This window comes from Geodermatophilus sp. SYSU D00525, from assembly GCF_054050475.1.
This window is the reverse complement of the sequence record NZ_JBJGZK010000008.1, coordinates 87,907-101,660: the sequence shown is the minus strand read 5'-3', so window position 1 is coordinate 101,660 and position 13,754 is coordinate 87,907. Positions and strand designations below refer to the sequence as shown.

General features: G+C 75.7%; 13 protein-coding genes. 6 read left to right on the top strand and 7 right to left on the bottom strand.

Translation table 11 applies throughout. The features are described 5' to 3' along the window. Positions 1 to 38: 38 nt before the first annotated feature. Positions 39 to 947, bottom strand: a complete 909-nt coding sequence (locus ACI796_RS09270) for a hypothetical protein (protein ID WP_456940939.1) — start codon at positions 945 to 947, stop codon at positions 39 to 41. A gap of 73 nt (positions 948 to 1,020) precedes the next feature. Here ACI796_RS09270 and ACI796_RS09265 point away from each other — a divergent pair, with 73 nt between their 5' ends. Then, positions 1,021 to 2,016, top strand: a complete 996-nt coding sequence (locus ACI796_RS09265) for a hypothetical protein (RefSeq protein WP_456940938.1) — start codon at positions 1,021 to 1,023, stop codon at positions 2,014 to 2,016. On the opposite strand, the gene ACI796_RS09260 is transcribed toward ACI796_RS09265, so the two are convergent. After that, the gene (locus tag ACI796_RS09260; RefSeq protein ID WP_456940937.1) at positions 1,991 to 2,893 is read right to left on the bottom strand and encodes a hypothetical protein; all 903 of its coding nucleotides are present in this window, start codon (positions 2,891 to 2,893) and stop codon (positions 1,991 to 1,993) included. The genes ACI796_RS09265 and ACI796_RS09260 overlap by 26 nt on opposite strands. Before the next feature lie 155 nt (positions 2,894 to 3,048). Beyond that, a complete protein-coding gene (locus tag ACI796_RS09255; protein ID WP_456929453.1) occupies positions 3,049 to 3,300 on the bottom strand; it encodes a WhiB family transcriptional regulator in 252 nt (83 codons plus the stop codon). A 302-nt stretch (positions 3,301 to 3,602) separates the two neighbouring features. Here ACI796_RS09255 and cofD point away from each other — a divergent pair, with 302 nt between their 5' ends. The 3 genes from cofD to rfbA all read left to right on the top strand — a co-directional run bounded on the left by cofD (position 3,603) and on the right by rfbA (position 6,563). Then, positions 3,603 to 4,553, top strand: coding sequence for a 2-phospho-L-lactate transferase (cofD, locus tag ACI796_RS09250; protein ID WP_456940936.1), 951 nt, complete (start codon positions 3,603 to 3,605; stop codon positions 4,551 to 4,553). Between the two features lie 79 nt (positions 4,554 to 4,632). Next, positions 4,633 to 5,661: a coenzyme F420-0:L-glutamate ligase gene (locus ACI796_RS09245; RefSeq protein ID WP_456940935.1), complete on the top strand. Its 1,029-nt coding sequence runs from the start codon at positions 4,633 to 4,635 to the stop codon at positions 5,659 to 5,661. A 29-nt stretch (positions 5,662 to 5,690) separates the two neighbouring features. Beyond that, on the top strand, positions 5,691 to 6,563 hold the full coding sequence (rfbA, locus tag ACI796_RS09240) for a glucose-1-phosphate thymidylyltransferase RfbA (protein WP_456940934.1): 873 nt from the start codon (positions 5,691 to 5,693) through the stop codon (positions 6,561 to 6,563). 33 nt (positions 6,564 to 6,596) lie between these two features. On the opposite strand, the gene ACI796_RS09235 is transcribed toward rfbA, so the two are convergent. Genes ACI796_RS09235 through ACI796_RS09220 form a run of 4 tightly spaced genes read right to left on the bottom strand, consistent with a single transcriptional unit; the run spans position 6,597 to position 10,418 of the window. Continuing rightward, entirely contained in the window at positions 6,597 to 7,565 is a 969-nt protein-coding gene (locus ACI796_RS09235; protein ID WP_456940933.1) for a DNA-3-methyladenine glycosylase family protein, read from the bottom strand. Between the two features lie 16 nt (positions 7,566 to 7,581). Next, positions 7,582 to 8,352, bottom strand: coding sequence for an SDR family NAD(P)-dependent oxidoreductase (locus ACI796_RS09230; RefSeq protein WP_456940932.1), 771 nt, complete (start codon positions 8,350 to 8,352; stop codon positions 7,582 to 7,584). A 42-nt stretch (positions 8,353 to 8,394) separates the two neighbouring features. Beyond that, entirely contained in the window at positions 8,395 to 9,492 is a 1,098-nt protein-coding gene (locus ACI796_RS09225; RefSeq protein WP_456940931.1) for a mannose-1-phosphate guanylyltransferase, read from the bottom strand. After that, entirely contained in the window at positions 9,489 to 10,418 is a 930-nt protein-coding gene (locus ACI796_RS09220) for a glycosyltransferase family 2 protein (RefSeq protein WP_456940930.1), read from the bottom strand. Before ACI796_RS09220 ends, ACI796_RS09225 begins: the two co-directional genes overlap by 4 nt. Positions 10,419 to 10,581: 163 nt before the next feature. Here ACI796_RS09220 and glf point away from each other — a divergent pair, with 163 nt between their 5' ends. Together glf and ACI796_RS09210 are read left to right on the top strand one after the other, a co-directional pair. After that, a complete protein-coding gene (glf, locus tag ACI796_RS09215) occupies positions 10,582 to 11,769 on the top strand; it encodes a UDP-galactopyranose mutase (protein ID WP_456940929.1) in 1,188 nt (395 codons plus the stop codon). Positions 11,770 to 11,797: 28 nt separating this feature from the next. Next, positions 11,798 to 13,729: a glycosyltransferase gene (locus ACI796_RS09210; RefSeq protein ID WP_456940928.1), complete on the top strand. Its 1,932-nt coding sequence runs from the start codon at positions 11,798 to 11,800 to the stop codon at positions 13,727 to 13,729. Positions 13,730 to 13,754: the final 25 nt, after the last annotated feature.

The following is a 13,754-nucleotide window of genomic DNA, read 5'->3' as shown; positions in this document are numbered from 1 at the left end:
GCAGGCTCGCCGCGGGCTCCTGCGAGCGGGCCGTTCCCTCACGTCGCCACCGGGCTGCCCAGCTCGGCGGCCATCGCACGGGCCTCGTCGAGGCGGGCGCGGGCGAAGGCGACGTCCAGGCCGTCGCCCCGGTCGGCGCGGGTCAGCCGCGCCACCAGCTGCTCGAGGGCGACGGCGTGCCACAGCAGGCCGACGTCGGGCTCCTCCCAGCCGGCGGTCCGGGAGAGCACCACCTCCCCGACCTGCGCGCGGTCCTGCGCGTCGGGCGTGGTGGCCCACAGCGTCAGCAGGTCGCGGTGGCGGGCCGCGGGCCGGACGCCGGACCACTCGAGGACCACCAGCCGTCCGTCCTCGTCGGGACCGCCGGAGTCGACGACGACGTTGGCGGCACGCAGGTCGCCGTGCGCGACCTCGGACAGCGGCAGCTGCGCGGCGGCCGCGCGCACCGCCCGCAGCTCGCCCAGCCGCACGCCGCCGCGCACCAGCCGGGACGCGTCCTCGACCGTGGCCCGGGCGCGGCGCAGCGACCGGCCGGCCGGCGGCTCCCACGGCTGCCCGGCCGGCGCCGGCAGCGGCGCGATCCGCACCGCCGCCTCGACCGCGGCGGCGGTCCAGCGCGGCCCACCGGAGGGGCCGGGGTGGACGCGGCGGGACAGCAGCCACCGGCCGTCGTCGGCGGCGGCGACCACCTCGGGGACCCCGACCTGACGCTCCTCGGCCCACCGCCGACCGCGCAGCTCGGCCTGCAGCCGGCCCCGGCCGCTCTCCGTGACGGCGAGGTCGAGCACCCGGTCGGCGAGCACGCCCTGCACGACGCCGACCCGCGCGGACAGGTCGGTGACACCGAGGACCGGGTCGGACACCCCCAGCTCGGCGAGCAGCGAGACCACCCGGTCGCGGGCTCCCGACGCCGTCCCCGACGACGTCACTCCCGGGTTCTCGGCCACGCCGGGATCGTGTCAGGCACTCCGGCGTGCCGCACGGGATCGACCGGGGCGGGCCCCTGGGATGCTCGGGGGGATGGACCCCGCCGCGCCGCTCGCCTCGTGGGTGGTGCTCGGCGTGGCCCTGGTGGCCCTGGCGGCGGTCGTCACGGGGCTGGCGCTGAGCAGGCGGGGGGCGCCGGCCCCGCCGCGGCGGGAGGAGGAGCCCCCGCCCCCGGAGCGGCCGCCCGGCCCGCACTGGGCCGTCGACGACCTGCCAGGGTTCCTCGAGGCGCCGCCGGGCACCCCGGTCCCGGAGACCCGGCCGGCCGAGGCCCCCGCGCCCGCGGTACCGCAGGGACCCGACCCGTCCGCCCGCACGGTGGGCGCGCTGGCCGCCGCGGGCCTGGCGCTGGTCGCCGTCCTCGCGGGCGTCGCGCTCGGCAGCTCCCCCGGCGCGCCGGTGACCGGCGGCGCACCGCCGGCAGCCACCCCCGGGCCGTCCACGCCGCCCGCCTCCCCCACGACGGCGCGGCCCGAGCTGCCGCCCGTCCCCGCCGACCCGCTGCCCGGCGAGCGCGGGGCGGGGCTGCTCGCCGCGCGGTCGGTGCCCCTCGGCGGCGACGGCGTCGCCGCCCGGCTGGCGCTGGGCGGGCTGGTGCTCGAGCGGCGTGCGGTCGGCGTCACCGTGGGCTACCCGTCGGTGAGCGTGAGCGTCGGGAGCGACGGGACGGCGCTGGCCCACGTGCTGCTGCCCACCTGGAACTGCCTGGGCACCACCGCACCCGGGGACCCCGAGGCGGCCGGGTGCACGCCGGTCCTCACCGAGTACGCCGACCTGCCCACCCCGGCGCTGACCGTCACCCGCGACGGCGACGCGCTGCGGTTCGCCGGCCGCTTCCCCACCTACACCCGGCCGACCGCGACGCCGCCGGCCTACACCGGCCGGGTCTACGACCTGAGCGTCACCGTGGCCCCGGCCGGCGGGCTCGACGGCGGCGAGGCCCCGGCGGACGGGACGCTGTTCCTCGGCACCGAGCGGGCCGAGTCGCTGCCCGACCCGGCGCTCAGCCGGATCCGCGTCGCCGGCTGACCGGCAGCGCCGGGACCAGCCGGGCCACCCGGTCCAGGACCGGCCGCAGCACCCGGCCGCGGCCGGCCACCGTGACGCCGACCAGCGGCGCGCCCCGCACGGCACCCAGCCCGCCGATCTCGGAGCGGCCCCACCACGGCAGCCGGTCCGCGCCGTCGACCAGCGTGAGCAGCCCCGCGCGCAGCCGCCCACCGTCGACGACCGTGGCGACCTCGACCCGGCCGAGGGCGGCGTGCAGCCGGGCGGCCGCGCGGACGAGGTCGCGGGCCCGCGCGTCGGGCGCGGCGGCGAGCAGGTCCGGCAGCGCGCGGTCGACGTCGCGCGCCTCGCGGCTGCGCACGACCCGGCCCGGCGCGACGTCGTCCAGCCCGTCGACGAGCAGCGTGCTGCGGGAGGTCGCGACCCGGGCGTCGGGGCGCAGCCGGGCCAGCGCCCGGACGGTCGGGTCGCCCAGCGGCAGCCCGGCCAGCCGCAGCCGCCAGGGGCGGCGCAGCCCGGTGAGCAGGCCCAGCACGCCCGCGGCCAGGCGCCCGGCCGCGTCGTCGTCGCGGGCCAGCAGCCGCGCGGGCGGGCGGCCGCCAGGCACGGGGAGGCCGTCGCCGAGCAGCGTCGCGGTGACCACCGGGCCGGCGGTGGCCAGGGCGAGCAGGGCCAGCGCGTCGGGCCGGCCCGACCAGCGCGGCTCGACGACGACCGCGGCGGGCAGCAGCCGCGGCCGCGGGTGCGCCGACTGCACCGACAGCACGGTCGTCAGCCAGGGCGCTGCGGCGGTGACCGGTGCGGCGAGGTCGCGGGCGAGGGGGACGGCGGCGCGGACCTCGCGCACCACGCGGGCCCGGCCCAGCGCCGTCCGGGTGTCCCTGTCCGCGCCTCGCACCGGGCCATCCGACCACACCGCCGTCCGGGCCCCGGGACGCAACCGGGACGCAGCAGCCCCCGGCGGCGGCTGCCGTCGGGGGCTGGTGAGCGGCTGCGGCCCCGTCCCGGGCCCGCCGCGAGCGGAGCGAGTGGTGGGGAGAACGGGGTCCTTCGTCAGATGGCGCGGCGGCGCAGGCGGCGGCGCTCCCGCTCGGAGAGCCCGCCCCAGATGCCGAACCGCTCGTCGTTGGCGAGCGCGTACTCCAGGCACTCGGCCTTGACCTCGCAGCCGGTGCAGATCTTCTTCGCCTCGCGAGTGGAACCGCCCTTCTCGGGGAAGAACGCCTCCGGGTCGGTCTCGGCGCACAGCGCGCGCTCCTGCCAGGACTGGACGTCGTCGGACAGGCCCATGCCGAGCAGCCCCATCAGGCCCTGGTCGGCAGGCCCGCTGCTGCGGGAGCCCCGCTCCGACCCGCCGATGTAGTCACTCAGCCACGAGACCTCTGCCATGACGATGCGTCCCCTCTCGCTCTCGTCCCGGACGCGGTTGCTCCGCGCCGCACACCGCGGGAATTACACGCGTGTCGTTGCCCGAGCGTCAACTTCGCCCGGTGTAAGCGGTTGACCACACGGGCCACACGCGTCACACGCCGTTCGTCACTTCTCGTCCACGTTCCCGACACGCCCGTCGAACAGTGGACAACTGCCCATGGGGCACGATGACTTTCGTGGAGATCGTCGTGCTCGCCGGAGGCGTCGGCGGGGCCCGGTTCCTGACCGGACTGCGGGAGGTGGCACCGCCCTCGTCGATCACCGCGGTGGTCAACACCGGCGACGACGTGACGATGCACGGGCTGCGGATCTGCCCCGACCTCGACACCGTCGTCTACACCCTCGGCGGCGGCATCGACCCCGAGCGCGGCTGGGGCCGGGCCGGCGAGTCCTGGACGGTCAAGGAGGAGCTGGCCGCCTACGGTGCCGAGCCCACCTGGTTCGGCCTCGGCGACCGCGACCTGGCCACCCACCTCGTCCGCACCCGGATGCTCGACGCCGGCTACCCGCTCTCGGACGTCACCGCCGCGCTCGCCGACCGGTGGGAGCCCGGGGTCACCGTGCTGCCGATGAGCGACCAGCGGGTCGAGACGCACGTCGTCGTCGACGACCCCACCAGCGGGCGGCGCAGCGCGATCCACTTCCAGGAGTGGTGGGTGCGCCACCGCGCCGGGCTCGAGCCGCACGCCTTCGTCCAGGTCGGGGCGGAGCAGGCCCGGCCGGCGCCGGGCGTCGTCGAGGCGCTGGCCCGCGCCGACGCCGTGGTGCTGGCACCGTCGAACCCGGTGGTGTCGATCGGCACGATCCTCGGCGTGCCCGGCCTGCGCGACGCGCTGCGCGCCACCCCGGGCCGGGTCGTCGGGGTCTCCCCCGTCGTCGGCGGCGACGTGGTGCGCGGCATGGCCGACCGCTGTCTGCCGGTGCTCGGCGTGGAGGTCAGCGCCGAGGGCGTCGGGCGGCACTACGGCGCGCGGTCCGACGGCGGCCTGCTCGACGCCTGGCTGGTGCACACCGGGGACCGCGCCGAGGTGCCCGGCGTCGACGTGCGCGCGGTGCCGCTGCTCATGAGCTCGCCCGAGGCCACGGCCGCGATGGCCCGGGCCGCGCTGGACGCCGCGGGTGTCTGAGGAAGGACCCTCACGCCCCCCGCCGCTCGCGAGCTCGCGTCGGGCCCCTGCAGGCGGCCCGATCCCCGGCGCTCTCTCGGTGCTGCCCGTCCGGGGGCTGCCGGAGTTCACCGCCGGCGACGACCTGGCGGGGGCGGTCGCCGGCGCCGCGCCGTGGCTGGCCGACGGCGACGTCGTCGTCGTGACCTCCAAGGTGGTGTCCAAGGTGGAGGGCCGGGTGGTGCCGGTGCCGCCGGGCGCCGACCGGGAGGCGGTCCGGCAGCGGGCGATCGACGAGGAGACCGTCCGCGTCGTCGCCCGGCGCGGGCCGCTGAAGATCGTCGAGACCCGGCACGGCTGGGTGGTCGCCGCCGCCGGGGTCGACGCCTCGAACGTGCCCGGCGACTCGCTCGTGCTGCTGCCCGCCGACGCCGACGCCTCCGCCCGCGGGCTGCGCGTCCGGCTGCGCGACCTGCTCGGCGTCGAGGTGGCCGTGGTCGTCAGCGACACCTTCGGCCGGACCTGGCGCGAGGGGCTGACCGACGTCGCCGTCGGCTCGGCGGGCATCGCGGCGCTCACCGACCACCGCGGCGCGGTCGACGCGCACGGCAACCGGCTGGAGACCACCCAGACGGCCGTCGTCGACGAGGTCGCCTCGGCCGCGGACCTGGTCAAGGGCAAGCTCGAGGGTGTGCCGGTCGCCGTCGTCCGGGGGCTCCGGTTCGCGGTGCCGGCCGAGGACGCCGGCACCCGGCCGCTGGTGCGGCTGGGTCCCGGCGACCTGTTCCCCTACGGCAGCCGCGACCTGGTCGCCAGCCGCCTCCCGGCCCCCGAGCTCGTGCCCCGCGACGGCGACCGCGAGGCGGTGGCCGAGGCGTTCCGGGTGGCCAGCGCCGCGCTGCCGGAGTTCCCGGTGGTGCTGCGGCACGGCGGCGAGGGCGACGGCGTGGTCGACGTCCACCTGCCCGAGCGCGCCACGGTCACCGCCGCGCTCAACCTGGGCGCGCTGATCGGGGCCGTGCTCGTCCAGCTGCACGCCGAGGGCTGGGCGACCCGGTGGGAGCCGGTCGGGACGCCGGGTGGGTCGTCACTCGTCGGGAGGTTGTGGCTGGGCTCCCCCCGGGCCTGACCGCGGGGCAGTCGATAGCGTCGCCGGTCATGCGGGGGATCATCCTGGCCGGAGGCACGGGGAGCCGCCTGTTCCCCATCACCCAGGCGGTGAGCAAGCAGCTCATGCCGGTCTACGACAAGCCGATGGTGTACTACCCGCTCTCGACGCTGATGATGGCCGGCGTCCGCGAGGTGCTGGTGATCACCACCCCGGGGGACCAGGCCGCGTTCCGGGCGCTGCTCGGCGACGGCAGCCGGCTCGGGATGCGGATCGAGTACGCCGTGCAGGAGAAGCCGGAGGGTCTGGCGCAGGCCTTCCTCATCGGCGCCGGTTTCGTCGGTGACGAGGCCGTGGCGCTGGTCCTGGGCGACAACATCTTCTACGGCGCGGGCCTCGGGACGGCGCTGGGACGGCTGCCCGCGCCCGACGGCGGGCACGTGTTCGCCTACCACGTGGCCAACCCGCAGGACTACGGCGTCGTCGAGTTCGACGGCCGCGGCACGGTGCTCTCCATCGAGGAGAAGCCGGTGAAGCCGCAGAGCTCCTACGCCGTGCCGGGGCTGTACTTCTACGAGTCGTCGGTGGTCGAGGTGGCGCGCGGCATCCGGCCCAGCGCCCGCGGCGAGCTCGAGATCACCGCGGTCAACGAGCACTACCTGCGGCAGGGCCGGCTGACGGTCACCGTGCTCGACCGGGGCACCGCCTGGCTGGACACCGGGACCTTCGCCTCGTTGCGCCAGGCGACGGAGTTCGTCTCGGTGGTCGAGGAGCGGCAGGGCCTCAAGATCGGCTGCATCGAGGAGGTCGCCTGGCGGCAGGGCTGGCTCGACGACGACGGCCTGCGCCGCGCCGCCGAGCCCCTGGGCAGGAGCGGCTACGGCGACTACCTGCTGCGCCTCCTGGACGACCCGCGCCCCTGAGGGCCGACTCGGCCTCGGCGGGGCCGGCCGCCGTCAGAACCGGCGGTAGTTGGTGGGTGCCATCCGCGGGCCGCGGCGGGGCGGCATGCTCCCGCCGACGTGCAGCAGCCGCACCACCCGCTGCCGGTGCCCGCGCCAGGGCTCGAGCAGTTCCATCATCCCGTCGTCGTCGGTCTTGCGGCCGGCCAGCGACCAGCCGACCAGGTTCTTCAGGTGGTAGTCGCCGTAGCTGACGGTGTCGGGGCAGCCGTGCGTGCGCTGGACGACCTCGGCCGCCGTCCACACGCCGATGCCCGGCACCGTGCGCAGCCTGCGCTGCAGGGTCGGCGAGTCGCAGTCGTCGTCCGGCTCGAGGGCGTGGGCGACGGACGCCACGTGCAGCAGCGCCCGCCGGCGGGCGCCGTCGAGGCCGCAGCGGTGCCACTCCCAGTCGGTGACCTCCCGGAGCCGCCGCGGCGAGGGCAGCACCCGCATGCCCTCGGGGGCGGGACCGGGCGCGGGGTCGCCGGCCAGCCGCAGCAGCGCCCGCCACACCCGGTGCGCCTCGACGACGGTGACCTTCTGCTCCAGCACCGCCGGGACCAGCGCGTCCCACGTCCGGCCGGTGCGGCCCAGCCGCAGGTCGGGCGTGCGCCGCGCGATCTCGCGGACCAGCGGGTGGCAGTCCGGGTCGAAGTCCGCGCAGTCGTCGAACGCGCCGAGCCAGCCGGGCACCGCCGTGCCGGCCCACTCCGCGCCCGGGCCCCAGGCCTGCACCCGCACCTCGCCGCCGCGGTGCGTGATCCGCACCGTGGCCGGCCCGCACGGGGTGGTCGTCGTCCGCCAGACGGCGTCCCCGTCCCACTGCATCGCGGGGTCCCCGGCGCTGCGCTGGTGCGGGCGCAGCACCGCCACCAGGTCGAAGCGCCAGTCCGGCCGCCAGCAGTCGGTGAAGTCGGCGCCGGCGAGGACGGCCGGGGGTGCGGGTGCCGGCGGGGTCGGGGCCGGCAGGGCGGTGGTCACGCGGGTCTCCGGGGGATCAGCGGGGGGCCATGCGCAGCGCGCCGTCCATCCGGATGACCTCGCCGTTGAGGTAGCCGTGCTCGACGATGGCGAGCGCGAGCTGGGCGAAGTCGTCCGGGCGGCCGAGCCGCTTGGGGAACGGGATGCCGTTGGCCAGCGCGGTGCGGGCCTCCTCGGGGAGGCCGCCGAGCAGCGGGGTGTCGACCAGGCCGGGGGCGATGGTGCACACCCGCACGCCGACGCTGGACAGGTCGCGCGCGGCCGGCAGCGTCATGCCGACGATGCCGCCCTTGGAGGCGCTGTAGGCGACCTGGCCGATCTGGCCGTCGTAGGCCGCGATCGAGGCGGTGTTGACGACGACGCCGCGCTCGCCGTCCTCGTCCGGCTCGGTGGCGGCCATGGCGGCGGCGGCGAGCCGGAGCACGTTGAACGTGCCGACCAGGTTGACCATCACGGTGCGCAGGAACGGGTCGAGGTCGTGCGGGGTGTTGCCCTTGCCGACCGTGCGCTGCGCCCAGCCGATGCCCGCGCAGTTGACCGCGATCCGCAGCGGCCGGTCCTTGCCGGTGGCGTCCTCGATGGCCGCGGCCACCTGGGACTCGTCGGTGACGTCGGTGCGGACGAAGGTCGTGTGCCCGCCGAGCTCGTCGGCCAGCGTCTTCCCGCGCTCCTCGTTGAGGTCGAGGATCGTCACCGCGGCACCGCGCGCGGCGAGTACGCGGGAGGTGGCCTCCCCGAGGCCGGAAGCCCCACCGGACACGACAGCTGCGACGTCGAGGTTCTTCATGACCGGCATCACACCACGCCCGGGGCCGGGCCCGACCAGGGGCTAGCTGAAGCGCCGGCCATGCCGGTCCTCCACGGCGGACAGCAGCTGCTTGACCCGCTCGGCGTCGGACACCGGGCAGACCATCGTGACGTCGGCGGTGGCCACGACGACGCTGTCGCGGACCCCGACCAGTGCCACGAGGTGCTCCGGGTCGTCGCTGAACACGATGTTGCCCGCGCTGTCGAGGGTCACCGCGAGCCCGCCCACGGCGTTGCCGTCGACGGTGGCCAGCGTCTGCGCCAGCGCCGGCCACGAGCCGACGTCGAGCCACTCGACGTCGAGGTCGGCGACCAGCACCCGGCCGGGCTCGGTGGCCGCGGGCTCGAGGACGGCGTAGTCGACGCTGGTCCTCGGCAGCGTCGGGAACACCTCGGCGAGGACGGCGTCGCGCCCGGGTCCGGCCGGCGCGGCCACGATGCGCGCCAGCCCCTCCGCCGACGCCGGCAGGTGGTCGGCCAGCGCGTCGAGCACGGTGCGGGCCCGCCAGACGAACATGCCGGAGTTCCACAGGTACTCCCCCGAGGCCAGGTAGGCCTCGGCGGTGTGGCGGTCGGGCTTCTCCTTGAACGCGGCGGCCTCGGCCACGCCGGGCACCTCGGTGGCCGCGCCGCGGCGGACGTAGCCGAAGCCGGTGGCCGGGGCGGTCGGCCGGATGCCGAGGGTGACCAGCGCCCGGGGCCGCGCGGCCAGGGCGTCGAAGGCGGTGGTGAGCGCGGCGGCGAACCGCTCGACCGGGCGGATCACGTGGTCGGCGCTGACGACGGCGAGCTCGGCGTCGGGGTCGGCCTCCGCGACCAGGGCGGCGGCCAGCCCGACGGCGTTGGCGGTGTCACGGGCGACGGGTTCGAGCACCAGCCGGTCCGGCCGCAGCCGCGGCAGGGCCGCCCGCACCCCGTCGCCGTAGCGGGCCGCGGTGCACACCCAGATCCGCTCGGCCGGCAGCACCGTCTCCAGCCGGGCGAAGGCCTCGGCCAGCAGGCTGTGCGCGCCGCCGTCCCCGTCCCGGAGGACGTCGAGCAGCTGCTTGGGCCGGGCGGCGCGCGACAGCGGCCACAGCCGCGTGCCCGACCCGCCGGCCATGACCACCGCGTGCCTCAAGCCGCGCCTCCCCGGCGGCCCCGGCCGACGTCGTCGGCGCGGCGCTGGAAGCGGGCCCCGGCGGCCACCCGGCCGCTGACGTAGGACACGAGCAGCCGGCCACCGAGGCCGACCCGGAGCGCGGCCCGCAGCGGGGCGTGGCGCGGGCCGGGGTACTGGCCGGACAGGTAGCGCAGCGCGCTGGTGTGGTGCACCCGCTGCATGCGGTGCGGCTCGCGGCGGGTGGCGTGCCCGCCCTCGTGGACGACGACGGCGCTCGGCGCGTAGACGTGCAGCCAGCCCGCGCGCCCGAGCCGCTCGCCGAGGTCGACGTCCTCGAAGTACATGAAGTAGCCGGGGTCGAAGCCGCCCACGGCCCGGAAGGCCTCGAGGTCGACGAGGAAGCAGGAGCCCGACAGCCACCCGGCGGTGCGCTCGCGCGGCGCCTCGCGCTCGCGGCGGTAGCGCGCGGTCCACGGGTTGCCCGGCCACGCCCAGCCCAGCAGCGCGTGCCCGGCGCCGGTGGACAGCCGCGGCAGCTCGCGCGCCGACGGGTAGAGCTCGCCCTCGGGGGTGCGGATCGCCGGGCCGACGGTGGCCGCGCGCGGCCAGCGGGCGGCGACGGCGAGCAGCTCGTCGACCGACCCCGGCTCGAAGCGGACGTCGGGGTTGGCCACCAGGGCGTACCGGCCGGGGGCCCCGGCCAGGCCGGCGTTGACCGCCGCGCCGTAGCCGACGTTGCCCCCGGTGCGCAGCAGCCGGACGCAGGGGTGCTCGGCGGCCACCCGCTCCGGGACGCCGTCGGTGGACCCGTTGTCGGCGAGCACCACCTCGACCGGACGGTCCGTCGCCTCCGCCAGGGAGGTGACGAAGCCCTCGAGGGCCTCACCGGGCGAGTAGGTGACGGCCACCACGCGCAGCGGGAGGACGTCGGGGGAGCCGGGCACGGACCGACTGTAGGAGGCGGGTCCCGGGCCGACGCGGGGCGCCGCGGGGCGCGACGGCCGCGTGTGACCGGTGGGACGAGGGGGACGGGCCCGTCACGAAAAGCCGTGCCGGACCCCGTCGACGGCCTGAGCCGCCGGGCCCCCGCCGGTACAGTCGCCAGGCGTGACCTCAGCGAGACCTGACCTCGTCGTCGTCGGCTCCGGCTTCTTCGGTCTGACCGTCGCCGAGCGGGTGGCCAGCCAGTTGGACAAGCGCGTGCTCGTCCTCGACCGCCGCGACCACATCGGGGGCAACGCCTACTCCGAACCCGAGCCCGAGACCGGAATCGAGATCCACCGGTACGGCGCGCACCTGTTCCACACGTCCAACGAGCGGGTCTGGCAGTACGTCAACCAGTTCACCGAGTTCACCGGTTACCAGCACAAGGTCTACTCGATCTACCAGGGGCAGACCTACTCGCTGCCGATGAACCTGGCCACGATCTGCCAGTACTTCGGCAAGAGCTTCTCCCCCGCCGAGGCGCGCGCCCTCGTCGCCGAGCAGGCCGGGGAGATCGACACCGCCGACGCGCAGAACCTCGAGGAGAAGGCGGTCTCGCTGATCGGCCGCCCCCTGTACGAGGCGTTCATCCGCGGCTACACCAAGAAGCAGTGGCAGACCGACCCCACCGAGCTGCCCGCCGCGGTCATCGCCCGCCTGCCGGTCCGCTACACCTTCGACAACCGGTACTTCAACGACACGTACGAGGGCCTGCCGAAGGACGGCTACACCGCCTGGCTGCAGAGGATGGCCGACCACCCGAACATCGAGGTGCGCCTCTCGACGGACTACTTCGACGTCCGGGACCAGCTGCCCGCCGACGTGCCGACGGTCTTCACCGGCCCGATCGACAAGTACTTCGACTACGAGGCCGGCGAGCTCGGCTGGCGCACGCTGGACTTCGAGACCGAGGTCCTGCCGATCGGCGACTTCCAGGGCACCTCGGTCATGAACTACGCCGACGAGGACGTGCCGTTCACCCGGATCCACGAGTTCCGGCACTTCCACCCCGAGCGGGACTACCCGGCCGACAAGACGGTCGTCGTCCGCGAGTACTCGCGCTTCGCGCAGACCGGCGACGAGCCGTACTACCCGATCAACACGCCCGAGGACCGCGCGAAGCTGGAGCGCTACCGCGAGCTGGCCAAGAAGGAGGCGGCGGAGAAGCGGGTGCTGTTCGGCGGCCGGCTGGGCACCTACAAGTACCTGGACATGCACATGGCGATCGGCTCGGCACTGAGCATGTTCGACAACCGCATCCGCCCCTTCTTCGACGAGGGCGGCTCGCTCGACGGCCGCCTCGACGACTGACCGCGGCCCCGACACTGAGGACTCCCCGGTGACCACCACCCCGATCGAGAACAGCCCGAGCTCCCCGGAGCGGGTCAGCGAGCCCGTCACCAGCGAGCTGGCCGCCGGCCGGGCGACGACGCTGCTGCAGCGCTGCCTCATGCCGCGCCAGGGTGACCCGCTCAAGGTGCGCAGCCTCTACCTGGACGAGACGTCGGGCCGCGCGAAGTGCCCCGACCGCAGCACGGCCACCGTGCAGGCCGGCCGCGAGCTGTCGTTCGCGACCTACTTCAACGCCTTCCCGGCCAGCTACTGGCGGCGCTGGACGTCGCTGGAGCACGTGGTCCTGCGCATCGAGGTCGACGCCCGCTGCCGCATCGACGTCTACCGGTCGAAGGCCAACGGCGACGTCATGCACGTCACCGGCGCGGCCACCGACGGCACCACCGGCCCGCTGGAGTTCGGGCTGGAGCTGGCCCCGTTCAGCGACGGCGGCTGGTACTGGTTCGACGTCACCGCCGACGACGACGTCTCGGTGAGCAACGCCGGCTGGTACGCCGCGACCCCGCCGCTGCGCGAGGCCCGCCTGTCGGTCGGCATCTGCACGTTCAACCGCCCGGTCGACTGCGTCGCCGCGCTGGAGGCGCTGTCGGCCGACCCCGTCGTCATGGAGAAGGTCAGCCACGTCATCGTGGCCGACCAGGGCAACAAGAAGGTCGCCGACGCCCCGCGCTTCCCGGGCGTGGCCGAGGCCCTCGGCGAGCGGCTGCGGATCCTCGAGCAGGGCAACCTCGGCGGCAGCGGCGGCTTCGCCCGCACGATGCACGAGATGCTGACGGCGACCGACGCCACCCACCACGTCTTCCTCGACGACGACATCCTCATCGAGCCCGACAGCGTGGCGCGGGCGGTCACCTTCGCCCAGTACACGACGCACCCGACCCTGGTCGGCGGGCAGATGCTGGCCCTGCAGGACCGGTCGGTGCTGCACAGCATGGGCGAGGTCGTCGAGCGCGAGAAGTTCTTCTGGCGCAACGCCCCGAACACCTACTACGGGCACGACTTCAGCAAGAAGAACCTGCGCGAGTCGACGTCGCTGCACCGGCGGATCGACGTCGACTACAACGGCTGGTGGATGTGCCTGATCCCCCGGCACGTGGTCGAGGAGATCGGCCTGCCGCTGCCGGTGTTCATCAAGTGGGACGACGCCGAGTACGGCCTGCGCGCCGCCCAGGCCGGCTACCCGACGGTGACGCTGCCCGGCGTGGCGATCTGGCACCTGTCCTGGAGCGACAAGGACGACACCGCCGACTGGCAGGCCTACTTCCACTGGCGCAACCGGCTGATCGTGGCCGCGCTGCAGAGCCCCTACCGGCACGGCGGCTCGCTGCTGCGTGACCTGTTCAAGTGGGACCTGAAGTACCTGATCATGCTGCAGTACTCGGCCACGGCGCTGCACCAGCGGGCCTACGAGGACTTCCTCGCCGGCCCGGACCGGCTCTACGACCTGCTGCCGACGGCGCTGCCGGAGGTGCGCGAGCAGCAGAGCGGCTTCGACGACGGCCGGGTGCTCAAGAGCACCAGCGACCTGCCGCTGGCCACGATGAGCCCGGTGAAGGCCGAGCGGATGCTCAAGCCGCCGACCAACCCGCTGACCATCAGCCGCACCCTGGCCGGTGCCCTGGCGCACAACCTGCTGCCGGTCAAGGGCGACAAGGAGAAGCCGCAGCTCAACGTGGCCGCGCAGGACGCCCGCTGGTTCCTGCTGGCGCGGCTGGACTCGGCGACGGTCGGCACCGCCGACGGCCGTGGCGTCACCTACCGCCGCCGCGACCCGCGGCAGTTCTGGCGCCTGCTCAAGCGCTCGGTCGCCCTGGAGTGGCAGATCTACCGCCGCTTCCCGGCCCTGCGGAAGGCCTACCGCCAGGCGCTGCCGGAGCTGACCAGCCCCCAGGCCTGGGAGAAGATCTTCCACGCCTGAGCCCCGCCCGGCACCCGAACGGCCC